Below are 25,184 nucleotides of genomic sequence, written 5' to 3' on the forward strand. Positions count from 1 at the left end.
CCTTTTTAATATAAACTTTTTGAACCCGGCCCCGTTGGCTGGGTTCCTTTTTTTTTGTTTGGGCATGAATCTAACCACCCCAAAAATTACAAGAAAAAGCTAATGTGGCCAACCCAGCTAAATTTAGTTTTGAAGTATCATTGACAATCCCGTCATTCCGAACTATATTGTTAAATACAGGTAATGATTCCAAAGAACTATATCTCAAGTTACTTTAATAACTAAGTGATACTTTTGGACTATATGTGCAAAAAGTAGTTTGGGTTATTAACACATCTCTTTTTTTATTTATTTTGTAATATTTATATTACATTTTTAACAGATGAAACTCAGGAGGAAACAAATCAACATGAAAAAGATTCTACCAACAATCGTAACAGGCGCACTTTTACTATCTATGGCAGTACCAGCAATGGCGGCAGAAACAGCTAATAATCCATTCTCAGACATTAGCGGCTCGTTCGCTAAGGACGCAATCATTCAACTTCAAAAAGAAGGCATCTTAACGGGTATGGACACTGAGCACTTCGATCCTAAAGGCTCACTAACTCGTGCCCAATTCATCGTAATTATGGTTAAATCCTTAAAACTTCCAATTGATAATAACGCCGTATCAAGCTTCACGGACGTCGAAGGATGGGCAGTTCCGTACATTGAAGCAGCTAAAAAATACGGTATCATTGATGGTATGAGTGATACAACGTTTGCACCAAACGCTACACTAACACGCGAACAATCAGCAGTAATTATGGTTAAGGCATTGCAAAAACAAGGTAAAATCGAAGATTCCGCAGAGCTTACAATCCCTGATGCAGATAGCGTTTCGGATTGGGCTAGGAAATACGTAGCTCTAGCATTCAAATACAAATTGGTTACAGGTAATGAAGACGGTTCTTTCAATCCGCAGGGTACAGCGACGCGTGAACAAGCTGCACAAATGGGGTCAAACTTCATTCAGAGTGCTGAGCAAGTTAAAAAGGATAATCCTGAAACAAAACCAGAGCCTACGCCAACAGTAACACCTGCACCAACAACAACTCCTGCTCCTGTAGTGTCTGGTGGTGGAGGCGGCGGTGGAGGTAATTCAACAACAGCTTCTAGTATTGCAATTTCGGCTGCCGATATCTCTAACGCTGTGGCAGGAACAAAATTTGATCTCAATGTGAAAGCTAAGGGTACAGTAGGTACGGATCATTCTGCTGATAAAGTAAGATATTATGTTAGCATTGCTGGTTTGACTTCGCATGACATTACAGTTAGTGGCGTATCAACTGTAGTTATTCAAGAAGGCACAGAAACGCTTCCTTTAATTCTTGGTGTAGGTGAATCCGCAGGTTTTACATTGGGAAGTTTGACTAGCCAGTACGCTGCAGGTATTACAACGGCATACCCTTTAACAATTAACAAAGTAGGCAGCTATACGTTTAATTATAGTTTGAAAACAGTAGAAACTAACTCCGTTACAATTTCGACTGGTGCAAGTACGATTGCGGTTGCTGCTGCAGAAACAAATGATACCCTTATTTCTGTAGTTACTTCTGGTGTAAGCATTACAAACCTTTCACAAAGTGAAACGTTAGTGTATGGTGATAGCTTTATTGGTGGAATTAAAACTACTGTCACCAATCTCGATCTGCCTGACTCCGTTAAAGATTTCAAATATTTTGCTGTTCGTGGTTCTAGTAATAAAAGAGAGAATCTTAGAGTGGAAGATGTACGATTGAGCGAGAATGAATCTACTGTTGAACATGGCGAAGGCGTATCGTCTTCTGTTTGGATGATCTCAGTTCACAGCTATGATCAAGCCTGGAGACAAGTTATTTTTTACGATGAAGACAAAAATCCAATTGGTTACTATCAAGAAAGTCCAGAATTCAACTTTAATCCAGCAAAACTTTATGATATTAAACTATTAGAAGGAAGAACTATTGTTGATGAAGATTTCATTAAAGATGTTAACGCAGCTCGTACATTATACGATAGTCTTAGCCCTGAACAACAAATGCTTGTAACAAACTACGAAGCACTAACAGCAGCAGAAGCTTTGATTAATGCACCTGCCGTTGATCCAACGGTTGCAAATGTAACAACACCAGATGAGCTAACGGCTGCATTAGCAGATACAACTATTAAAACAATCAATGTCACTGGTACACTAGGATCAGTTGACGCTTATGGTATCTACAATGTTGACAGACCTGTAGTAATTAACGGTGTGAATACTGGCTCTGCAAAAGCAACTATTTACGGATCAATCTTGATTTCGGTTGATGGCGCTACGGTAAATAATCTTTCAATTAATAACAAAGGATTACGTCACCCCGACAAGAATGCGATTAACGTACTTGGTAAACAAGTAACCATCACAAACAATGATATTACGATTGGTAACGGATCAGCAGAAGGTGGCGTTGCTAATGGCGTAGTAGTTTGGGCGCATGGTGACAATGCTGTCAACTTGAATATCTCAGGAAATACATTTACTGGATACGCTCTGTCAGTGCCAGATTGGTCATCGAGTGCATTATTAATTGTTGAGGATATTGCAGCAGCCCCGTTTGCAGGGACACCAATGGCAACACCTATTGATATTCCAAATGAAGAATCGTTGATTGCAGGCAATATTTATGTTGGTAATACTTATGATTACTCACACCAAAATTGGACAAATAACGAAAGTTTTATTAAATTGAGCAAGGTTACTGGATTGGCAAACTTAAACAATGCATTAGAGAGTGCCTCTAACGGCTCAACAGTGTTGGTGAGTGAAGATATTACATTAGGCTCTGACGATATGGTTACAGTAGGTTCAGGAGTTACTTTGAAACTGTTGAATGATGCAACGATAACAAACGGAGGAACGATTCAAAATAACGGTACAATTATTGGTAACGTTGAAGGCTCTGCACCAATAGTAGGCGGCGGTACAGGAACACCAACTCCACCTATTCCAACAAGTCTTACTATTACTGCGCCAGATACAAATGCAATTGCAAATCAAAATTTTACTTTCCCTGTAACGATGAAGGGCATCATTGGTAATGATTTTGCTGCCATTGCAAATGTAAGACTTTACGCAACAATTGATGGACTAACAAGTAGCGATATAGATGTTAAAGAACTTGCAGGATTAGGCAAGCCAGAAGTTGTTAGCCTTGGAACTGAGCCGCTAAAATTTGCATGGGGTCCCACAGCAGGTTTCCCACTGAGCATGAACAAAGCAGATTATGAATCTGCAAATGGTGCGTTGACTCCATTTCCTGTAGTAATCAGCAAAGTAGGTAACTATCATGTGCATATCACACTAGTTACTATTGATGGTGTTGAAATCACTCATAGCGATGCAAATATCAGTATTGCATCAGAAGTTGTTGCAACAAATCTTCATATCACTGCTAATCACGTTGATGCAATAACAAACACACAATTTACTCTGCCTGTAACTACGCAAGGTGTAGTTGGCAACGATTATGTTGACAGCAAATTCAGATTCATTGCTAGTATTAAAGGTTTATCTGCAGCAGATGTTGATTTCCAGGTCATTCCAAACGCAGGATCACCAGCGGTTGTAAGTAACGGCGACGGCGCGAATGATCCATTAATTCTGGCATGGGGTTCTGACGCTGGATTTAGCTTAGAGGATCACAAGGCTATGTATGGAGAAACCAATGGTTTGACAACGTACTTTCCTGTAACAATTAAAAAAGCAGGTAATTACACAGTTAACTACAGTTTGAATAAAGTAAGTGCAACTGATATTGTAGCTAACGGTCAAAGTACAATTACTGTTTCTGATCAGTATTAACACCACCTTTTAGAACCATAGCTGCGAAGCTAAATAACAAGCTCAACAAAAAAGCCCATGAATGGGCTTTTTTCGTTATCCAAACCATATATCTAATACTGTTCCTAGTTGGCCGCGCGACTTACGCTTGAGAAATTGCACTCAGCATACGGGAGGAGCAATCCATGATATGTTAAATTCTTTCTTCACAAAGATCTATATGGCGATGACCGGTTTCAAAAATAACGTACTGCAATTATCTGGAAATCCTGATATTCTAGAGGATGAAGCCGTGGCTGGGACGAGGATCGAAATGGATGAGTTCCCAGATTTACTGCACGATATTTCGTCCATTTTCGAAAAAGGGTTAAGTGAGCAGGAGATTACGATTGCTCAACATACAATTGAAGGCTTAAGTATCAATGGAACAACGAAGTTTCACTATATTGTGCGTATGAATGCCGAAGTCTTGGGTATGACCATTATTGCGGTGCGGGATCAGCCGACGAGTGCTGTCGTGTGTTTTGTTACAGAGGAGAAGGTTGCTTATCACATTCAAGGGGTTATTTCCGTCTTCCATTTGCCAGAAAATCAAGTTCTGCAGTAGTTGGTACGATACCTATCGAGAGGCGATGATCAGATTGACTTATCCTATCCGGGTAAGAGCGTGTGCGCTTATTATCGAAAATGAGGCTGTTTTACTTATTGAGTTTGAAGAAAATAACGGTATTCATTACAATCTTCCGGCAGGTGGCGTTGAGTCTGGGGAGTCAGTCATGGAGGCAGTGAAGCGGGAGGCCTGGGAAGAAGCGTCTGTGGATGTGGAAGTGGGTCCGCTCGCTTTTGTTTCCGAGCATGTCCCGCATTTGATTACAACTTACGAAAGTCATTCACCGCACGGTTTAAGTTTGATGTTCGATTGCAAGATAAAAGAAGGTTCCAAGCCGTCCCTCCCAGCGAATCCCGATGTGAATCAAGTAGGTGTCAGATGGGTTGCATTGTCTGAGCTGGACAGCATTGTACTTTATCCGAATATCAAGCAGCTTATTAAGGATTACGCGAGGGATCGGAAGAGAAATATTGAACTGATTGAGGAGTACAAGCTTGCGTTAAATTGATGAAGCAAGCGGGTATATTGTACAAGTCAGAGATAAGAATACGTTTGCTCCGCAAGCTAACGCAGGCGTTGTTTATTAGTAATCCATCCACTCAGCCTCCACGTTCCAAGGGGGACGATGCATGTAGCATCCACAGCTGATATAGATGGAAAAACTACCGTTATTCTACGCTGTTTTGTGCCAGGGAATGAAATAGCGGTAGAAACTCCAGCTAAAACATCGGTAGCTGCACGGAATCTGCTAAATCTAGTGAAATTAACATTAGAAATTCCAGTTATTTGGAAAAATGGATGATTTGCTAAAATAGAGGAAAAAAGTATTTCCCGTTAATCTGAAGAGACTCCCGGTAAGTTCAACAAAGAGGCTCTCCCTCCGTCACTGGATGACATTGGGAGAGCCTCTTTGTCTCGCCCGTAGAAATACACGAACTGGCATTCCTATCTATTAGATCCCAAATTCTCAGCCGTCGTCCCTCCAATCCACAGCTCCCCCTGGATGCGAATATGCTCACACGGCAGCGTGGGATTCGCGATACGCCAGAGCATGCGATCAGCTGCCCGGTAGCCGGTTTCGCGAACGGACAGCAGCGGCCGGGTGAACTCCGGCAGGGAAGGTGGCTGCTCATTGAGCATGCCGATGAGAGAGATGTCCTCCGGAATGCGGAGCCCGAGCTCCGTGCAGAGCTGATAGACAGCCGGGACCTCGCCATCGACGCCGCAAATCAAGGCGGTGGGCGCATGGCGAAGCAGCTTGGCGCGCAGGTCCTCCAGCCAATGCGGATTCGTATTCCGCGCATCAATGGAATGCAGCCGGGGATCGATAGCCGCCTCAAATTCATTCATGGCATGCTGGAATGCCTGCCAGCGCAATATAAATCCTCGTTGTTGATGCGTATCGCCAACATACATGATATTGACATGCCCGATGGACCGCAGGTAGGCAACGGCTTGGAAAGTCGCTTCATAGATATCCCAGATGACGCTGTCTACTTTGGTGCCGAGCGGTGGATAGCTCAGCAGAATCTTGGGGATCGGCAGCTTCAGGAGCTCATCCTCCCAAGACTTGGGCGTCAGGCTGGGCGCGATGAAGATGCCGTCGGTGTAGGCGATTCCACGCTCTTCCAACCAGCCAGACATTTCGCTGCTCCGGATGGAAGTCGGCAGCATACAGACTTCGATGTGGTGGCCAAAGGAGGCGAAGCGATCCTGCAAGCCGCCAATTAAACGCGCATGATAGTTCAGGGATGCTTCTGTTTGAGCAAGCAGGAATCTCATTTTCTCCACAGGGTAAGGAGAGATATGCTCAGCGCGCAAGCTGCGAATTTGATCCTTGGTAAAATAACCTCGCTGCTCCATCGTTTCGAGGATGAGCTGGCGGGTCGTCTCGGACATGCCGGGCTTGCCTTTCAAAGCTTTGGAGACGGTTTGTACGGTTAGTCCAAGCTCTTTGGCTATTGTTTTTTGTGTTACGTCTTTTCGTATAGGCACGTGATTCCACCTCGTAGTTGGCATGTTGCATCTTGGTTTCTATCGTACCATGATCGCTTTTTTGATTAAACTAAAATTAAACTAGTTTCACTTTCAGGCCAGACTATAATGAAGGTATTAGATCATATGGAGGTAGAGCAAATGGCTAAACATACGACACAAACCATTACAATTTCATCTGAACTTCCGATTTCCTATACACCGGACGTCGTCGTTGTCGGAGGTGGGGCAACGGGTGTTGCCGCTGCCATGGCAGCAGCACGCAATGGCGCAGACACACTGCTGATCGAGCAGCGGGGCTATCTGGGCGGCATGGGGACTGCTGCATTGGTGCCTGCATTTTGCCCATACTCGGATGGCGAGAAGCCAATCATTCGAGGGATTGGATTGGATCTTTTGAACGAGATGAAACGGGCAGCAGGAGACGCGTTCCATGAGCGTTTTAGGGAACAATTGGACTGGGTGCCTATCGATGTTGAAACGCTGAAGCGTGTGTATGATCAGCAAGTTTTGGAAAGCGGTGCCAAAATCTTGTTCCACACCGTTGCGGATCAAGTGCTGCTCGAAGGCGACCGCATTAGTGGACTAGTGATCAGCAACAAATCCGGACGCTCTGTCGTTCAAGCTAAGCTATACATTGATGCGAGCGGGGACGCGGATTTGGCGGCGTTAGCCGGAGTACCGTTCCAGTCGGGCGGTGAAAATGGCGAGCTTCAGCCGGGAACGATGTGCTATCTCGTGTCGGGAGCAGATAAAGCACGTTTCGATCAGTTCTGCCAAGACTCGGGGCAATCCAAGCAGCTAGACAAAACGATTGTAGAAGCGCAGCAAAACGGAGATCTGCCAGAAGGCCGCAAACGTGTATCCGGTATCGCATGGATTACAGATTCTATTGCCGGATTTAATTTTGGACATATTTTTGGCATAGATGGTACGAGTGCAGAAGATTTGACATATGCAGCTATCGAAGGGCGTAAGCTGATCGATGTACAAATTAAATTCCTGTGCAAATATGTGCCAGGGTTCGAAAATATCCATCTGGTACACTCCGGTGATCAAATAGGGATTAGAGAAACGCGCCGCATAGCGGGGGATTACACACTTGTTGTGGATGATTTCATCTCCATGCGAACGTTTGAAGATGATATTGCGCGTAATGCCTACTTTATCGATATTCATCTTGCCAATGCCAGCAGTACCATGGTTATTAAACATTTGCCTAAAGGGAAATCGCATGGTGTTCCGTACCGCTGTATGCTGCCACAGGGCAAATCCAACCTTATCGTTGCTGGTCGTTCTGTTTCGTCGGACCGCCCTGTTCAAGGTTCGCTGCGCGTAATGCCGAACTGCTTTGCCATGGGGCAAGCGGCTGGTACAGCTGCGGCAATGGCGAGTGTGACAGGCGCCGGTTTCCGTGAGGTGAACATTCCAGAGCTTCAGCGCAAGCTGGTAGAGCAGGGGGCATGGCTTGGCGAAAACCCTGGAAAAGTAGAAGCTGTTACAGTGGCCTCCGGTCACATTGATTACGATGAGGAAAGCAATTAAATCGAGGAGAACATCATCTAGAAGATCGTCCCAGACCTGCCTTTGGCAGTGGGGGCGATTTTTTTTGATCACGGTCTATTTCGAACAAGCAGACTAGCAAGTATACTAGAATAATAGGATAAGGGAGGCGCATACAACATGTTTCGACTCGTAATCGTAGATGATGAACCTACTGTGAGGCATGGATTAATGTCATATTTTGAATGGGATAAATATGGCATTGAGGTTGTTGGTGAAGCTGATGATGGGGACGTAGGTCTGGAAGTGATTGAGAGCCTCAAGCCGGACATTGTTTTGACGGATGTTCGTATGCCGCAGATGGATGGGATTCGTCTCTCGCACGCCATTAAAGCGCGTTTTCCGACGATGAAAATTGTGTTTGTGAGCGGGCATGACGATGCGGATTATTTAAAATCAGCACTCAAGGTTAATGCGGTGGATTATATATTTAAACCTGTCGATAGGTTGGAACTGGCTGCTGTTGTCGAACGGGTCGTCAATGAACTTAAGGAAGCGGAGCAAGAACGGACCTATATCGTTGATATGCAGGTAAAACTAACCCAAAGCATGCCTTTGCTGCGTGAAAAGTTTCTGATGTCATTAATTCGGGACGGAATTCCGCACCCAGGCAGAATCAAGGATCGGCTTGATTTTCTAGGGCTTGTGCTGCCTAGCGAAGCGGCTTATTGGACAATTGTTGTGAAAATTGATGATAGCGATCAAGTTGTCGCGACACGCTCCGAGAGGGATCAGCAGCTGCTATCTTACTCGATTTTGAATATTATCCAGGAAATTATCGGGAAATATATGCAAGGTTATGCTTTTGAGAATCGCAATGGCGAGTATGTTGGTATTCTGAGAATGGGCGAAGAGGATACCCAGGAGGAGATGCTGCTTGGTGTTGCAGAAGACATTAGGGATAGCTTGCTCAAATGGTTGAAAATAAGTGTTACGATTGGCGTAGGCGAGCGAATCTCAGAATTGGCTGCTTTACCGCAATCGTATAATCAGGCACAAGAGGCTGCTGACCACCGCTGGTATTTGGGGAAAAATCGCATTATTTCCATTGACCATTTGGAGCATGATAATGAAAGCGTATACCGTTTTGATGCTGCGCAGGGAGAACGTATTGTGTCGGTGGTCAAATCATCGGATAAAGCAGCGCTGCATGCCGAGTTGGATGATGTGTTCATCCCGCTTTCTCAGAACCGCAGATCAGGATTCTCGAACGGGCGAAACGTGAGCTTGCAATTAATTTTGCTGACAAGCCGGTTATTGCAAGAGCTGAATATGCTCGGACCCGACATGGAGAAGAAGGAGAGAGACTTGTGGGAACGCATTTTTAAACAGGAGCGCATGGCAGATTTGCGTCAAATTGTGGAAGAGCACCTTCTACAGGTTTGTGAAAGCATCGAGGAGAAGCGCAAAGGGAAGCCGAAAAATGTCATTGAACGCATCCACGCCTTAATCGAACAGCGTTATGCGGAGAATTTGCAGATTGGCGATATTGCCAAAGAGGTATATTTGTCATCCACCTATATGTGTTTGCTGTTCAAGCAGGAGACAGGGGAGACGATTAATGAGTTTCTGACCAAGGTGAGAATTGAGAAAGCGAAGGAGCTGCTCAGTGATCCCCGCAATAAATTTTATGAGGTTTGTTTTATGGTAGGTTACTCGGACCCCAGTTATTTCAGCAAGTTGTTCAAAAAATACGTCGGACTTACGCCAAGCGCATACCGTGACCAGATGATATAAAGAAGGTGCCAATCGATGAAACGGCTGCTTATTAATTGTTGGAATTATGTGCTGCTGCTCGCAAACGGTGTGATGGCTGCAAAATATTGGCTGCTAGGTTATGTGCTGTTTATCCTCATTCCTGCGGCTGTTTTGCTTGTCGTGCATACCCAGAGGTCCTCGCACATCTTAGAAGAGGAAGTAACGAATACGATGCTGCAAACGCTTAAGCAAGCGAGCATCAACTTGGATTTTCAATTCGATTCCGTACGAGATACGTCCAATACGTTATTTATGAATCCAAAGCTGGCGGAATATTTGAATCGCAAAGCCACGATAGATCAACAGCTGGATTCCCTGAAAGAGCTGCGCTTTCTGGTAGATAGTTCGGAGACGAATACCAATGTATTCCGGGTTCGTTTGTTCGTAAATGGGGAGCGCTTGTTTACGGGGGAGCAGATTAACTTTTTTACACAGGAAAGTCTGGAGAGCTGGCCTTGGTATGAAAAGGTAATGAATTCAGGAGGCGCAATCGTGTGGTCTGGCGCTTATTTGGAGTCATTCATCGATAGCGGTCCGTCCTATGTCTTCTCCGCTGCCCGCATGCTCAGGGATTTGCATGATTTCGATCAAATTTCTGGCGTACTGCTGATTGATGTGGCCGAGCAGACGATTACCGACATTTTGAATAAAATTAAGTTAACCAAAGAGGGCAATATTTATTTGATTGCGGACGATGGCCAAATTATTTCACATAAGGATAAGTCGCTGCTCGGTAAAAAAATGATGGAAAGCGAATCCTTGACCACAATTGCACATAATGATGAAGGTGTCGTTCGTCTGCTAGATGATAAAAATCCGAGGTTTGCCATTTATACAAAGGTGGCCTCAACCGGGTGGAAGCTTGTTGCCGAAGTGCCGCAATCAGAGATCAGCTCGCGGGCTGTAGCCTTGAACCAATTTTCTGGTGTGGCGACGATTTCGACAGTGACCATTTTATTTCTTCTGCTCGTGTTTATCCTTCTGGCAATGATCGTTCGCAACATGAATCGGCGCATTCAAACGGTCATTAGGACGATTAAACGAGGCGGCATTGAAAGTCTGGATGACCGTACGTTTAATGCTGGAGGGGACTTTAAGCTGCTTGAAAATAGCGTGGATCATCTCATCCACAGAGTTCATGGTTTGATGGAGGAAACCTATCAATCCAAAGTGCAGGAGCGGGAAGCGCAGCTTCGAGCCTTACAAGCGCAGATTAATCCGCATTTCTTGTACAACACACTGGATACGATTAATTGGATCGCCATCGGTCATAATGCGCCAGAGATTTCGAATATGATTAATGGTTTGGCCAAATATTTCAGGCTTAGTCTCAACAAAGGCAGAGACCTGGTCAGTGTGACCGATGAACTCAATCTGGCTAAAGTTTATTTGGAAATCCAGCAAAGCCGTTTCCCTAAGAGCTTTGAGGTTCACTTCGTCATCGAAGATGGGCTCGATGACTTAGAGATGCCAAAGCTGACGCTGCAGCCGATTGTCGAGAATGCGCTTCTGCACGGGATTCGCAAATCCAAGGGCAAGACCGGCAGTATCCTCATTGGAGCGAAAAAAGAGGACGGGGTTCTGGTTCTTTCCGTCACGGATGATGGCATCGGCATGGATGAAGAGCTCGTGCAGAGCTTGCTGACGAAACCTCGTCCTTCCATGAAATCGGACGGTTCCGGCAGCTCGTACGGACTGTACAACGTCAACGAAAGGATTAAACTGTTCGCTGGCGATCACTATGGACTGGGTATTCACTCCACGCTGGGGGAGGGAACGACCGTTACGGTGCGCATCGCGTGCCAGTCGTCATGAAGGAAGTCGCCTCTTTGGGCGGCTTTTTTGGTGTGTGGTGAGCGAAAACCATAAGATTGCACCAGAAACAGAAATATTACCATCTACATTTCATTTGTGCCCACCGATATAATTGTCCTATAAGAACACGGAGGTGAGCCATTCATGCGTACAACACGAGCAGAGATAGAGCTGCAAACAGCTCACGCCAAGCCTATTACCAAAGGTAGTGGCCGTTTGAAGCTGATCCTGAGCAATTATGATATGTACCTGCTGCTTGTACCCGGATTGATATTTTTGCTGCTGTTCAAATATGCGCCGATGTACGGCATTGTGATTGCTTTTCAGGACTTCAATATCTTCGACGGGTTTACCGGGAGTAAATGGGTAGGGCTCGATCAATTCGAGAAGCTGATTCATTCGGAAGAGTTTTATCAGGTTTTCATCAATACGCTGCTGATCAGTTTGTATAAGATCGTGCTGCTATTCCCGATACCAATTATCATCGCGCTTTTCTTAAATGAGGTGCGCAAAGTCTTTTTCAAAAAGACGATTCAGACCATTATTTTCCTCCCGCATTTCTTATCATGGGTCATCATTTCGGGGTTGTTCATTAACATTCTGTCTCCAACAGGCGGTCTGGTGAACAATGTGATTCAGTGGTTCGGGGGCGAACCGATATCCTTTTTCCTGGACAATCAGTTTTTCCGCAGCGTCGTTGTGTTTACAGCAGGTTGGAAGGAATCAGGATGGAACGCCATCATCTTCATCGCTGCAATCGCAGGAATCGAACAAGAGCAGTATGAAGCAGCTTCTATTGATGGTGCGGGCCGTATTCGACAAATGCTTTACATTACGCTGCCTGGCATTTTGCCAACCATCATCTTGATCTTGATTTTACGCCTGGGGTACTTGCTTGAGGCGGGTACAGAGCAAATTTTGACCATGTACAATTCGGTTGTTTATTCATCTGGCGATGTCATTGGCACTTTCGTGTACCGGCAAGGTCTCGGTCAGCAGGACTATAGCTTTAGTACAGCGGTCGGGTTATTCAACTCCGTTGTTGGGTTCATCCTGATCGTAGCGGGCAACGAACTGAGCAAGAAGTTAATCAAGCGCAGCATCTGGTAGGAGGCGTAAACAAACATGCACAAAAAGACGATTGGTGATTGGTCGCTGGACTTCTTCATTTACCTCGTATTACTAATTTGCGGTTTAGCAACTCTGCTGCCGTTAGCCAATATTTTATCCAAAGCCATAAGTGATGAATCAGCCGTAGTTTCCGGCAAAGTAGGTATTATTCCCATTGGCTTTCAGCTCGATACGATGAAATATGTCGTTTCCTCCAGCCAGTTTCTGCATTCGATTGGGATTTCGCTGCTGATTACGATTGTGGGTACGTTTCTGGCAATTCTGATAACAGCATTAACAGCCTACCCATTGTCTAAAAGGCACCTGCCAGGCATCTCCTTCATTATGCTGCTGTTCATCTTCACGATGATGTTCAATGGTGGTATCATACCGAACTACTTGCTGATGAAGCAGCTTCATCTGATTAATAGCCTTTGGTCCATCATGCTGCCGGCCCTGATTAGTGTCTTTAACATGCTGGTGATCAAAAGTTATTATGAATCTTTGCCGGAAGCTTTGGAAGAATCGGCCAAGATGGACGGCGCCCGCAACTTTACGATTCTTTTCAGAATCATCATTCCGTTAAGCGTTCCTGTTATTGCGACAATCGCACTTTTCTATGCGGTGTATTTCTGGAATGATTACTTCCATCCGATGCTGTACATCAATGACGCAGGTTTGAAGCCCTTGCAGCTATATTTGCGCGATATCGTTATGGATGCGGACAGTTCCAATGCCGTGAACAAAAGCGTAGACGACATGATGAACGCTTCACCGGAAGGCATCCGTGCGGCAACGGTTATCGCTTCTATTATTCCGATGTTGTTAGTGTATCCGTATCTCCAAAAGCATTTTGTCAAAGGGGTTCTAATCGGTTCTGTAAAAGGATGAATTTGCATTAATGCCCTTGCTGCTAGCATCAAGGGTTTAATGATATAGTATATACAATTACTAGGGAGGTTTGCACATGTTAAAAAGACACAATAAAGTCATGCTTTTAACGCTCGCAGCAAGCTTATCGGTTACTTCACTTGTCGCTTGTTCTTCCAAAAGCAATACGCCAGCGGGCAGCAGCGCAGCCCCAGCAAGCGCAGCGCCAGCCGCAACAACTGCTGGACCAAAGCCAGAATTGAAATCGCTTCAAATTTGGCAAAAGGATGATTACAACACGTACCCGGTTGCGAAATTCCTTGAAGAGAAAACAGGCTATAAAGTGCAATATGATATGCTCCCTCAGGATAAAGCAGCAGACAAGCTAAATATTCTCATCGCTTCCGGCGAACCCTATGATGCTATTACTACAGGTGGAACGACAGACTTCAAAGCACTATTCGCCGATTATGCGAAAAAAGGCGCGTTAACAGATCTAGGACCTCTCATCGATAAATTCGGACCGAACATTAAAGCATCGGTTGATCCAGCTGTTTTGGAAGCGGCCAAAGTAGACGGTAAACTATATGCTATTCCAACTAAAACGATTTCCTTCGCAGGTGAGAGTTTGTATGTGAGACAAGACTGGCTCGATAAAGTAGGTATGAAAGCTCCGACAACATTAGATGAGCTGGTCGCTGTTTTGAAAGCGTTTAAAGAGAAAGACCCTGGAGGCAACGGCGATAAAAACATTCCATTAACGATCAAAAGTGAAGCTATGTTTATTAATAACATCGTCGGAGCCTTCGGTATGTCGCTTTTCTGGAACGATGTGAACGGCAAGCTGACGCCACGTATACTAGATCCTGCTTACAAAGATTATGTGACATTTGTGGGCGATCTTTTCAAACAAGGCTTGCTTGATAAGGAATTTGCTGCCAACAAAGATGCTACAGCCAAAGAGAAATTTTCAAGCGGTAGAGCGGGGATGATCATGATTCACTGGGCTGATGTTCCTGTGGTTACCGATGCCTTAGTGAAAAATAATCCTAGCGCAAAAGCGAACTATATTCCTGCCCTGAAAGGCAAAGACGGCAAAGTCGGCTTGAGCGCTGCGACAGGTTTTGACCGCATTACCTTCATTCCTAAAGCGTCTAAACATGCGGAAGATGCGATCAAATGGATGAATGCGAAGCTGGAACCCGCAACGTTTAAAGAGATGGCGATTGGCCAAGAAGGTAAACATTACACGTTCAAAGACGGCGCATATACGCCAATTCAACCGATTTTTACGGATGAACGCAACCAAGCGAACAACTTCTTAATGGGTACTGATGATAAAAACTATCCGACTTACTGGCAAGCACGTGTACGTAAAGATATGCGTTTGTTTGATGCTTGGAACTTCATGAATACGATTGAACCGGCGAACACAAGAATCAAAGATCCATTAGGTCTTGCTCCATACCTGCCTGAGTTCTCGAAAAACTTCCAGCAATTAAACACCATGGTGGGAGACTATACGACCAAGCTGATTTTCGGGGCGGAGCCTATTAGCGGAATTGAGGCTTTCCAAGCGAAATTCAAATCGTCCGGCGGAGATGCCAGCTACAAAGAAGTCAATGATTGGTATGCGACGGCAAAAAAATAAACTAAGCTGAGCCCAGAAGAGAACGTGCCTTGCATTCACTTGCTGCATGTTCTCTTCTTTTATAAACAAAATGACGGAGGTAATCATCGTGTCAATCACAGGAGTGCTCAAATCTAGTTCAGTTATCACACGTTATCCAGGGAATCCGATTCTTAAAGCCTCGGATGTTCCATATGCGCCTGCGCTTGTTTTTAATGCGGGTGTTTCGAAGTATGAAGGCAAATATGTCATGATGTTCCGCAATGATTATGGCGACGTAGCAAATGAAACACTGCTGCCAATTTCAACAACCAATTTGGGGCTGGCTTACAGTGATGACGGCATTCATTGGGATGTTCAGGAGAAGCCATGTTTTGGCATTGAAAACGACGAGATTCTGCGTACTTATGATCCGCGTTTGACCGTTATCGACGGGCGCTGCTATCTGTGTTTTGCAGTAGATACGAAGCATGGCGTACGAGGCGGCGTAGCGGTGACGGATGATTTCGTTAACTTTGAAATTTTGAGCATGTCAGCGCCGGACAACCGCAATATGGTATTGTTCCCAGAACGCATCGGGGGGAAATATGTACGATTGGAGCGACCATTCCCAGTGTATGGCAAAGGCGGGAAGGACAGCTTTGATATTTGGATTTCCGATTCGCCTGATCTGAGATATTGGGGGAATACAGAGCTGTTGATGGGTCTAGAGCACGTTCCTTTCGCTAATGATAAAATAGGTCCGGGAGCGCCGCCGATTCGAACAAGCAAGGGCTGGCTCACTACGTTCCATGCGGTCGATATCGATGCGTCCCGTGGGAAAAATGGCTGGGAACCTTACTGGAAGAAGCGGTATTCGGCAGGCATTATGCTGCTTGATTTGGAGAATCCGTACAAGATCATTGGGATGAGCAAGGAACCTTTGCTTGCGCCGGAAGCTAGCTATGAAACAGATGGAGGCTTCCGTAATGATGTGATTTTCCCTGGAGGTATGATTTTGGAGGACACAGGTGAGGTTAAAATTTATTATGGAGCAGCAGATACGGTGGAGTGCTTGGCAACTGCCCATGTTGATGATTTAATCCGATTATGTTTATCTAAATAGCTGGTAATTAGAGCGCGGATCATGGAGGAAGCGAAATGAGATTCAAAGATCAGCCCAAATGGCAGGGAAAAAGCTGGTGCACCTTAGGAGACAGCATTTCAGCTGCAGGTGGTTATCAACCAATGGTAAGTGCAGCGCTTGGGTTCTCCGCCGTTCTGAATGAAGGCAAAAGCGGATGCCCGCTCACAGCGGGAGGAGACCGCGATTACGGGGCGACCGTGCACGTCGGAAGGCAGATGGAGCCCGTGTATGATTGTGTGACCATCTTTGCGGGAACGAATGATTTTCGGCTGGATAAACCCATTGGACGCAAGGCAGAGCGGGATATTCATACATTTTATGGAGCGTATGTTACCTTGGTGGAGGATATTTTAAGCAAAAACCCGGCTTGCCGCCTCAATTTATGGACACCGCTGCAAAGGGATAAAGACGGTTTCAACATTGATTCCGTGAATGTGAAGGGCCACCGCTTAGCTGACTATGTCGAGGTCATTCAGGCGATTGGCGTTGAGTATGCGCTTCCTGTGCTGAACTTATACGCGGAGAGCGGCTTCAATCGCTTCACGCTGGGCTTTCTGAGCAGTGATCGGCTGCATCCGAATCAGGAGGGATTTAAGCGAATTGCCGCTATGGCGATTCCTTTTCTTGAACGTATTTAGCGTTTTCATTAACGCCGATTCCTCCTGCTATTTTCCGCTATTGTTCCACTTTTCCCCAAGTAACTGGATTAACTACTGCTAATTTCGCCATATCTGGCAGATTTCATCCTGCCACCGACGATTTAGCTGGAGCAACTACCGCTATTCCTCCCTGCCACTGAGCAGCGTAGATTAACGGTAGTTTTTCCATCTATCTCAGCCGCTGAGGCGAACAGGTGAATTACTCATCATTAGCGCCGAACGGGAGAATTCCGGCACCTTATTTATAAGCGTCAAACGTCCGCTTGACGAGAAGGATCGCCTGCTCGCGCGTCGTGCTCCCAAGCGGGTCCATGCGCCCTCCGCCCACGCCATTCATGATGGCGTGGTTGACGGCGAATCGGACCGCATCGAGCGCCCACGGCGCGATTAAGTCGCTGTCGGCAAGGCCGCCGGAGCTGCTGATGTTCAGTATGGCGGCAGGCTTCGCCGCCTTCACAGCACGCATCAGCATGACGCAGAGCTCTTGCCGTGAAATGCTCGCGTCCGGCGAGAAGCTGGTCGCGGATACACCCGTGACTATGCCCAGCTGGAACGCTTTCAGCACGTCGACGTTCACCGTATCCGTGAACGGATTCGGCGAAGCCGCTGCAGCCGGCTTGCTGCTGAGCGCTTCATAGAGCTTCACGGCGATGCCGGCGAACTGCTCGCGAGTGATAGACTGCTGATAGTTGCCAAGCACCGACGGTGTCGTGAGCGAAGCCGCGATGGCCAGCTTGAGATCAGCTTTGGCCCAATCGCTGGAGCCTTTGACTGCCTCTTCGAGCAGCGCCTCGATACTCGGCTGACCGGCGTCGCCTTGCGTGCCGCCTTTGATGATCGGCCCCAGTCCATCGGGGATCTTCACGCCTACGGCCGGCTTAAGGTCGATGACGGAAACCTTGGTAATCACTTTATTTTTACCAACCAGAACAGGGATTTGAACGACAGGATCAATTTTATCAACAATAACTAGGCCGTCACGAGGGGCTTTATTCCAAATGAAGACCGTCTCCATACCAGGTTTGACATTGTCCGGCAGCGTGTACTGATCAATAACCGGCGTAACGGTATAGGCATATAACGTATTTTTATTTTTATTCGTCGCTTTATCAATGGTTGCCATAGGCCCGAAATCACCCGCTGTATTTTGCACATTAAAATATTTGGTGCCATCAGGACCATCGCGTTTGATCACATAGGAAGATTCCATGTTGGAGTTATCGTTCCAGGTGAGTGTCACCGAGCCGTCATCATTGGCGGAAGCTTGGAAATCGCTGGTTTCCCCCGGCTGCATGACCTTGAAGGGCCCTTCGGTCCGTTCCAAATAAGTGTCGGAGCCCAGGATGGGGACATAATGCACATTAATTCGAATTCTTACTGTGGTGATGGAAGGATCGATCGGTAGTCGGAAATGGGAGTTAGGCAGGGTGTACTGCAGATTTAGCACGTCATACCAATTAATGTTATCTGTAGAATAAGAAATATCAAAAGATTTAATCTTCGTTCCAACGGCGCTATCATCGCTATAGCTGAAACCAATATCTGCGCCAGCTACCAAATAAGGATCACTGCCTCCAATAAAGAAATATTGCATTTGGACCTGCGCATGAGCGCGCGGGGTGGGCAGCACGAAACAGAACGCCAAAATAAAGACGGCCAATAAGGAAATCATTTTTCGCTGAAGACGCATAGACATGAGCTCTCCTCCACCAATTGTTGATTATTTTCTAACCACGTTTTCCCAGACACATTTCATCTCACTTACTTCTTCCAAACTCCGCACTCAGGTGCATGGCATGTGAACTAACGATATATCAATAGGAATATTGGCACTACTATCCAATGGTATATTTTGGTACGATACCATCGTATAAAAATTCTAACGTTAAATGGGTGGGTAGCGATGGTGGAAATAAACGGCAGATCGGTCGTGGGCAGACAGCGGGAATTACAGATGTTTAACGAATTTTTGCAGAGGACTCACTCAGGCATTCGATTGCTGAACATATACGGCACAGGTGGTATTGGCAAAAGCTTCCTGATCGATGAGTTTCGGCAAATCGCTGCCAAACAAAGTGTTCAGATGATTTCGCTGGACAGCCGTGATATCGTACATAACCCCTCCTCTTTATGTAATCATCTCGTTCACTTATTAGAGCGACTTGTCGGCAAAATCGTCTCCATACCTAATAAACCCATTTCCACCGTAGAAAGCATTGAACTATTTAATCGAGCGGCGGCTGAGCATAGATTGGTTTTAACCTTCGATACTTACGAAGAGATGGGTGAGCTTGACCACTGGCTACGGGAACATTTGATCAAAGAGCTGCATCCTTCTATTTGTATTGTGATTTCAGGTCGTTATGCTCTGCAGGGCGCATGGAAATTGTCCGCTGCATGGCGACAGAGTACGATGCAGATGCCGCTCTCGGATCTGTCGTTTACAGACGTCAGAGCCTACTTACATAACTTATCGATACTTGATGAAAATACGGTTTACTGGATTTGGAACCAAACAAAGGGGCATCCGCTGACGCTCTCTTTAACCGCTCAAACTGCCTCCATACGAGAACTCATTCACCTGCAGGAGGTTGAAGTGCTGCCTTTAATTACGAAGCAATGGTTAAAAGAGGTTACTCAGCCTGCCCTGCGCAAAATGGTGGAAGCGGCTTCCGTGTTAAAGCATTTTAATCAGGAGACACTTGCTCATGTGTTAGAAGAGCCGGTGACTGTGGAGCAATTTCAGCAGCTTACCGAATTGTCGTTTGTCAGAAGAGTGAAGCGGGGATGGCTGCTTCATGATTTGGTTCGCTCGGCCTTCAGCCAAGAGTTTAGTGCAAGGTCGCCTGACTACTATGCGACTTTGAGGCGAAGATGCATGATGTATTATTATCATCGAACGATTCGGAGTATTGGGAAGAACTACGATATTTCGCTCGAAGCCAGTGATTTCTTCCACTATTTCGGGGATGAGCTTATTCGGCAGTTTTTCAATCAAGACACCGCTGCCAACTATTTGGAGCCGATGGACGAAGCGAATTTGGCAGATGCCGAGCGATACATCAAGCGTCGCTACGAGACTGCCCAAGAGTACCGAATTCCTTATGTCGACGGCACCACGAATCAAACCGGGGAGTTCGTTATTACCCGTGAGCAAAATCTATTTAATCTCAAGCATGTGCATTTGCGGGAGCTTGCCGAGCTGGGACCAGGCACCGTCCGGCTGCTGCGCAAGCCGCAAGGGGAAGTTGTCGGCTTAACAGCTGTCATTCCGATCAATGGCTCAACGATTGACTACCTACTAAACAAGCCGCTTTCGTCGGCATATTTTCGCAGTTTGTCCCAGGAACAACTGGACGAATTTGCTGTGCCATCCGAGACGTCTATCGGTTACTACATACAAACCATTGATGTAGTAAGCTATGACGATGTGAGCTTATTAGCGGACACGGGACATTACTTCATCACGCTGCTGCTTACTGGCGGCTTTGTCGCCGGATCTCCGCCTCCGATTCCGTTTTCTACAGAAATCCATCACCGTTTAGGTTGCGAAATGTCGTCTGTCGTCCACTACGATTATGATCAGGTTACGCCGACGCACACCTTCACAACCGATACGAGAGGACATAAATTGCAAGCGTATCTGCGAAAAATGATGCTGAAGCTTGGGATGGGCGAGTTCATTGAGAATGACCCGACAGTAGAGCCTCCACCGGTACAGCTAACGGATATACAGCGCAAAATCACTGATTTGTTAATTCAAGGCATGACGAACGCCGAAATTGCCAAGCATCTTTTTCTAAGCGAGATTACGATCAAGAAACATCTTACGGCGATTTTTCATAAGCTTGAAGTGAAAAACCGCACACAAGCGGTAGAAAAGCTGATCCGCAGCCGCAAAGCTACTGTATAAGGTTAAGCCTCCTTCGCCAAACAGCGAGCGGGGCTTTTTTGCGTATGAACATAGAAAAAGCTGCCCTTCATCTGCAATTTTGCACATGTCGAACAATGTCATCCTGCTCTATAATAAAATAGGTAGAGTCTATATTCACGCAACAGGAAAGGTGCTAAGCCGCCTATGAATACATTGTGGTCGCTGTTTCCACGCCTATTTCATTCGTTTTCTTTGAAGCAAAGAATTTGGTTAACGTTCGTCGTGCTGATTACGTTAGGACTGATGGCAACGGGCAGTATCGCATACTTAATCGCATCCAAGGAGATTCAGCAGAGTGCGCTTCAATCCAGTCAAGATACGGTGAATCAATCTTCGCAAATCGTGAACGAAAGGCTGAAAAATATCGGAATCGCCATCAGAGCCCTGATGTTCAACGATGCCTTCAAGCAGCTAATGAAGGATGTTCAGAATAGAGACACCAGCAGCTACTATAAGTCGCTGACCGCGTTGCAGTACGTTTTTTCCCAAGTTAAATTTAATGATTCGATGATCGATAGCATCCTGATCGCTACGCCGACAGGCGATTTTTACCCGACCTCCAGCGTGCGAAATACGACCAATTCCTTTTATCAGTCTGAGATGTATGAGCATTTTCAGAAGTTGAATCGGGGGTTCTGGAGTAAAGGGCATGTCGACCCGTTTTTCACAGGGAATCAAAAGGTGATTTCGCTCGTTGTAGAGGGCGTAAGCGAATACTCCTTTATGGGCTATGAGCCGACCAATGTGTATGTGGTGGTCAATGTGAAGGAAGAAGCGCTGCGCGATCTGTATATGGCCAATTTGTCCAAAACGAACAAAAGATACGCGTTTATCGACGCTGCCGGCGAGTCCGTTATTTTCGGGGATCAAACGGGGGAAGGGAGCTTTAATCGGGACCCTGCCTTCATGGCGCAGTTCAGCGATGAGAGGAAAGGCTCCTTTTTCTATAGTCATGATAACAAGGATTTCTTAGTGAACTATTCACGACTTGATGTGAAGGACGATTGGATGATGGTCTCTATTCAGGCGAAAGATGACCTTCTGGCCAAGCTGACCAATATTAAGAAAGCAACGACGTATACTATTCTTGGATTCATTCTTGTCTCTTTATTTATCGCAAACAATTTAACCCAACTGCTGCTGAAACCTTTGTTCAGACTGCAAAAACTGATGAAAAAAGTGGAGGAGAATGATCTGACGGTTCGTTTTGAAAGCGCATATAAGGACGAAGTGTCGCAGGTAGGGTTCCGTTTTAACCGGATGCTCGATGAGATCAAGCAGTTGATTGAGGATGTCAAAAACCGCGAGCGCGATAAAAGGAAGGCGGAAATCAAGGCGTTGTCGGCCCAGATGGACCCGCATTTTTTCTATAATACGCTCAATACGATTTATTGCAAATCAGTCCTAGGGGAAAATGACGATGTGAATGAAATGATTCTCGCGTTGTCACAAATGTTCCAATTAAGCCTGAGCGGAGGACGAGACGTAATCACACTGGGTGACGAACTGGAACATGTGCGCCAATATTTGGCGATTCAGCAAAGGTCGTATGAGAACTTATTCGAATGCCGCATTGAAGTGGAGGAAGCACTGCTGTCTTGCTTGGTGCCCAAAATAATGATTCAACCGTTGGTTGAGAATAGCATTTTGCATGGATTTAAAGATATGACCTCCGGCGGGGAAATCGGACTGACGATTCGAACAGACGGGGACTGGCTCCATATCGCTGTGGAAGACAACGGGCATGGACTTGTTCCGGAGAAGCTTCGGCAGGCCATGACCTCTACGACGACGTCTAAGCATGGCTACGCGCTGCGCAATATTTTCACGCGATTGCAGCTGTATTACGGGGATAGGCAGCGAATGGAGATTACGAATAATGATCGGGGCGGAGCCTGTATTGAGCTATGGCTGCCCTGCTATGGAAGTGAGGAGGAGTTTCATGAGTCGACTGGTTAAAATGTGTGTGGTTGATGACATCCGCAGTGTTGTCGATATGATTACAACCAAAATTGCGTGGCAGGAGCACGGAATCGAAATCGTGGGCAGCGCGACCAATGGAGAGGAAGGTTTGGCAGTCATTCGCAAGAGCCTGCCAGATCTTATCTTAACGGACATTCGAATGCCGAAAATGGATGGTTTAGAGATGACGCGCTCTATTCTAGAGGTGCTGCCCAATAGTAAGGTTGTCATTCTTAGCGCTTACACGGATTTTGATTATGCGCAGAAAGCGATCCAATATGGTGCATTGGACTACGTGAAGAAGCCTTTTTCCATCGATCAGATTATCAAAGTCGTTGTCAAAGCCAAAGAGGTGTGGGAGCAGGAAAATTTGAACCGTATCCATGTCCTCGCCTTAGAGCAGAAAATGAAAGAAAGCATGCCGGCTCTGCGGCAGGAATATTTATCTCTGCTTGTTCATCATCAGACGAGTGAAGCTGAATTGGCGAAGCGATCGAGCTTTCTGGATATTCATGCGCTGAAGCCGCCATTTGTGGTAATGACGATTCAGATTGATCAATTTACGGATAAATACGGCGAAGTTCCGGTAAAAGAGCTGGAGCTGGCCCGTTTCTCCTTGCAAAATATTGTGGAAGAGACGATTGCTTTCTCTACGACAGCTGTTGTTTTTCGCGAAGCTTTTAACCGGTATATTTGCATCCTGAATAGGCCGGAAAGTGAGCCTCCGATTGCGATTGCGGACAAGTGCTGCGCCAATATTGCGAGGCATACGAAGTTTACCATTTCCATCGGTATAGGCTTGGAAATCGCTACCGTGCAGGAGCTGCCCAAGAGCTATCAGCAGTCGCTCAGCGCATTGTCTTATCATTTCTATACGGGTGGAAACGGGGCATTCGGCTTTAACGCGGATTCTTCCGAATTGCCGGCGCAATGGATTTATACCGAAGATAGTGAAAATGAATTTTTATTCGCGTTTCGCTCCGGTAATGTGGAGAAATGTTTGTCCTGGATCAGGGATATTTTCATGGAGATGGGCAAATCTGAGGTTCGCCCAGAGCCTGGCGTCGTGGAGCGCTTGCTGCAAGGACTTGTACTGCGTATGCTGCGCGTGCTCTGTGAGAAATTCCCGCGGGCCAGTCTATCGGCATTCGAGGCGAAAATGCATGCGATCCGAAGCGATAGCGGGGCGGATTTGCTGGAGTATCAAGAGTGGTTCATACAGCTTTGTGAGCTTGGTTGTGGCATGATTCATCAGGAGCGCACTAGCGAGTCGCAGAAGATCATCTACCGTTCAGCGGAGTATATCAAAGCGAATTTGTATTTGGATTTGACCTTGGAGCATTGTGCGAAGCAGGCTAATCTGAGCTGGGGGTACTATTCTAATCTGTTTAAAAAGGTTACGGGAACCGCTTTTCAGCAGTTCGTTACGCAAGCGAAGATCGAGCGTGCCAAAGCGATGCTCATTGAGGATTTTCAAGTGCAAGAGATTGCGCAGCAGCTTGGTTACGAGCATAGGCGCTATTTCAGCGAGGTGTTCAAGAAGCAAACCGGTTTGACCCCGACGGAGTTTAAGGAGATGTCTTTGGGCAAGTCTTCTCAGTGAGGGCTTGCCTGTTGTTTTAGAGTTCTTGATCGCCTCGCGGGAGGGGCAGGCTTTTTCTAGCCTGTAACGATGGAAACATCGTTACAGGGAGCGAGAAACGCGGCTGCGTCCCCACAACGATGAAAAACATCGTTGGAGGCCTCGCCTCGCGGGAGGCGCAGGCTTTTTCTCGCCTGTAACGATGGAAAACATCGTTGGAGGGAGCGAGAAACGCGGCTGCGTCCCCACAACGATGGAAAACATCGTTGGAGGCCTCGCCTCGCGGGAGGCGCAGGCTTTTTCTCGCCTGTAACGATGGAAAACATCGTTGGAGGGAGCGAGAAACGCGGCTCCATCCCCACAACGATGAAAAACATCGTTGGAGGCCCCGCCTCGCGGGAGGCGCAGGCTTTTTCTCGCCTGTAACGATGGAAAACATCGTTGGAGGCCTCGCCTCGCGGGAGGCGCAGGCTTTTTCTCGCCTGTAACGATGGAAAACATCGTTACAGGGAGCGAGAAACGCGGCTCCATCGCCACAACGATGAAAAACATCGTTAGAGGCCCCGCCTCGCGGGAGGCGCAGGCTTTTTCTCGCATGTAACGATGGAAAACATCGTTACAGGGAGCGAGAAACGCGGCTCCATCGCCACAACGATGAAAAACATCGTTGGAGGCCTCGCCTCGCGGGAGGCGCAGGCTTTTTCTCGCATGTAACTCGCAGTACGCAAGCCGCAGCAAGATGTAGAAAAACCTGCCCTCGTTCATGAGCCCACCACATTATCAGAT

At 46.4% G+C, this 25,184-nt stretch carries 16 protein-coding genes; 14 read left to right on the forward strand and 2 right to left on the reverse strand.

All coding sequences use genetic code 11. The features are described from left to right. Nucleotides 1–349: 349 nt before the first annotated feature. The 3 genes from AC58VC_RS31175 (at nt 350) to AC58VC_RS31185 (ending at nt 4,902) form a co-directional block, all read left to right on the forward strand. Nucleotides 350–3,805, forward strand: a complete 3,456-nt coding sequence (locus AC58VC_RS31175; RefSeq protein WP_497374661.1) for an S-layer homology domain-containing protein — start codon at nt 350–352, stop codon at nt 3,803–3,805. A 169-nt stretch (nt 3,806–3,974) separates the two neighbouring features. Then, nucleotides 3,975–4,391 (forward strand): hypothetical protein, encoded by a 417-nt coding sequence (locus AC58VC_RS31180; protein ID WP_497374663.1) that lies wholly within the window; start codon nt 3,975–3,977, stop codon nt 4,389–4,391. A gap of 34 nt (nt 4,392–4,425) precedes the next feature. Continuing rightward, nucleotides 4,426–4,902, forward strand: coding sequence for an NUDIX domain-containing protein (locus tag AC58VC_RS31185; protein ID WP_497374665.1), 477 nt, complete (start codon nt 4,426–4,428; stop codon nt 4,900–4,902). A 437-nt stretch (nt 4,903–5,339) separates the two neighbouring features. Here the strand turns inward: AC58VC_RS31185 and AC58VC_RS31190 are convergent, their stop codons facing one another. Beyond that, a complete protein-coding gene (locus AC58VC_RS31190) occupies nt 5,340–6,389 on the reverse strand; it encodes a LacI family DNA-binding transcriptional regulator (RefSeq protein ID WP_497374667.1) in 1,050 nt (349 codons plus the stop codon). Nucleotides 6,390–6,530: 141 nt separating this feature from the next. On the opposite strand from AC58VC_RS31190, the gene AC58VC_RS31195 reads away from it, so the two are divergent. The 8 genes from AC58VC_RS31195 (at nt 6,531) to AC58VC_RS31230 (ending at nt 16,899) form a co-directional block, all read left to right on the forward strand. After that, complete coding sequence (locus AC58VC_RS31195; protein WP_497374669.1) at nt 6,531–7,934, forward strand: FAD-dependent oxidoreductase; 1,404 nt, start codon at nt 6,531–6,533, stop codon at nt 7,932–7,934. 138 nt (nt 7,935–8,072) lie between these two features. After that, nucleotides 8,073–9,689 (forward strand): response regulator, encoded by a 1,617-nt coding sequence (locus AC58VC_RS31200; RefSeq protein ID WP_497374671.1) that lies wholly within the window; start codon nt 8,073–8,075, stop codon nt 9,687–9,689. Between the two features lie 15 nt (nt 9,690–9,704). After that, nucleotides 9,705–11,525 carry a cache domain-containing sensor histidine kinase gene (locus AC58VC_RS31205; protein WP_497374673.1) on the forward strand — a complete coding sequence of 607 codons (1,821 nt, stop codon included), beginning with the start codon at nt 9,705–9,707 and terminating at the stop codon, nt 11,523–11,525. A gap of 144 nt (nt 11,526–11,669) precedes the next feature. Continuing rightward, the gene (locus AC58VC_RS31210) at nt 11,670–12,635 is read left to right on the forward strand and encodes an ABC transporter permease (protein ID WP_497374675.1); all 966 of its coding nucleotides are present in this window, start codon (nt 11,670–11,672) and stop codon (nt 12,633–12,635) included. Nucleotides 12,636–12,650: 15 nt separating this feature from the next. Next, the gene (locus AC58VC_RS31215) at nt 12,651–13,526 is read left to right on the forward strand and encodes a carbohydrate ABC transporter permease (RefSeq protein WP_497374677.1); all 876 of its coding nucleotides are present in this window, start codon (nt 12,651–12,653) and stop codon (nt 13,524–13,526) included. A 76-nt stretch (nt 13,527–13,602) separates the two neighbouring features. Continuing rightward, nucleotides 13,603–15,156, forward strand: a complete 1,554-nt coding sequence (locus tag AC58VC_RS31220) for an extracellular solute-binding protein (RefSeq protein ID WP_497374679.1) — start codon at nt 13,603–13,605, stop codon at nt 15,154–15,156. A gap of 88 nt (nt 15,157–15,244) precedes the next feature. Further along, a complete protein-coding gene (locus AC58VC_RS31225) occupies nt 15,245–16,240 on the forward strand; it encodes a glycoside hydrolase family 130 protein (RefSeq protein WP_497374681.1) in 996 nt (331 codons plus the stop codon). 35 nt (nt 16,241–16,275) lie between these two features. Continuing rightward, nucleotides 16,276–16,899: an SGNH/GDSL hydrolase family protein gene (locus tag AC58VC_RS31230; protein WP_497374683.1), complete on the forward strand. Its 624-nt coding sequence runs from the start codon at nt 16,276–16,278 to the stop codon at nt 16,897–16,899. Nucleotides 16,900–17,158: 259 nt separating this feature from the next. On the opposite strand, the gene AC58VC_RS31235 is transcribed toward AC58VC_RS31230, so the two are convergent. Continuing rightward, nucleotides 17,159–18,616 carry an S-layer homology domain-containing protein gene (locus AC58VC_RS31235; protein WP_497374685.1) on the reverse strand — a complete coding sequence of 486 codons (1,458 nt, stop codon included), beginning with the start codon at nt 18,614–18,616 and terminating at the stop codon, nt 17,159–17,161. Nucleotides 18,617–18,823: 207 nt separating this feature from the next. Here AC58VC_RS31235 and AC58VC_RS31240 point away from each other — a divergent pair, with 207 nt between their 5' ends. From AC58VC_RS31240 to AC58VC_RS31250, 3 genes are all read left to right on the forward strand, one after another. Then, a complete protein-coding gene (locus AC58VC_RS31240) occupies nt 18,824–20,833 on the forward strand; it encodes a response regulator transcription factor (RefSeq protein WP_497374687.1) in 2,010 nt (669 codons plus the stop codon). 165 nt (nt 20,834–20,998) lie between these two features. Then, entirely contained in the window at nt 20,999–22,813 is a 1,815-nt protein-coding gene (locus AC58VC_RS31245; protein ID WP_497374689.1) for a cache domain-containing sensor histidine kinase, read from the forward strand. Continuing rightward, entirely contained in the window at nt 22,797–24,419 is a 1,623-nt protein-coding gene (locus AC58VC_RS31250; protein WP_497374691.1) for a response regulator, read from the forward strand. The genes AC58VC_RS31245 and AC58VC_RS31250 overlap by 17 nt, the downstream gene beginning before the upstream one ends. The last annotated feature ends 765 nt before the right edge of the window (nt 24,420–25,184 follow it).

This window comes from Paenibacillus sp. J22R67 (assembly GCF_059692175.1).

Coding starts and splice junctions, on each gene's coding strand:
- AC58VC_RS31175 (WP_497374661.1), top strand. CDS start 350: ATGAAAAAGATTCTACCAACAATCGTAACAGGCGCACTTTTACTATCT.
- AC58VC_RS31180 (WP_497374663.1), top strand. CDS start 3,975: ATGTTAAATTCTTTCTTCACAAAGATCTATATGGCGATGACCGGTTTC.
- AC58VC_RS31195 (WP_497374669.1), top strand. CDS start 6,531: ATGGCTAAACATACGACACAAACCATTACAATTTCATCTGAACTTCCG.
- AC58VC_RS31200 (WP_497374671.1), top strand. CDS start 8,073: ATGTTTCGACTCGTAATCGTAGATGATGAACCTACTGTGAGGCATGGA.
- AC58VC_RS31205 (WP_497374673.1), top strand. CDS start 9,705: ATGAAACGGCTGCTTATTAATTGTTGGAATTATGTGCTGCTGCTCGCA.
- AC58VC_RS31210 (WP_497374675.1), top strand. CDS start 11,670: ATGCGTACAACACGAGCAGAGATAGAGCTGCAAACAGCTCACGCCAAG.
- AC58VC_RS31215 (WP_497374677.1), top strand. CDS start 12,651: ATGCACAAAAAGACGATTGGTGATTGGTCGCTGGACTTCTTCATTTAC.
- AC58VC_RS31220 (WP_497374679.1), top strand. CDS start 13,603: ATGTTAAAAAGACACAATAAAGTCATGCTTTTAACGCTCGCAGCAAGC.
- AC58VC_RS31230 (WP_497374683.1), top strand. CDS start 16,276: ATGAGATTCAAAGATCAGCCCAAATGGCAGGGAAAAAGCTGGTGCACC.
- AC58VC_RS31235 (WP_497374685.1), bottom strand. CDS start 18,616: ATGTCTATGCGTCTTCAGCGAAAAATGATTTCCTTATTGGCCGTCTTT.
- AC58VC_RS31240 (WP_497374687.1), top strand. CDS start 18,824: ATGGTGGAAATAAACGGCAGATCGGTCGTGGGCAGACAGCGGGAATTA.
- AC58VC_RS31245 (WP_497374689.1), top strand. CDS start 20,999: ATGAATACATTGTGGTCGCTGTTTCCACGCCTATTTCATTCGTTTTCT.
- AC58VC_RS31250 (WP_497374691.1), top strand. CDS start 22,797: ATGAGTCGACTGGTTAAAATGTGTGTGGTTGATGACATCCGCAGTGTT.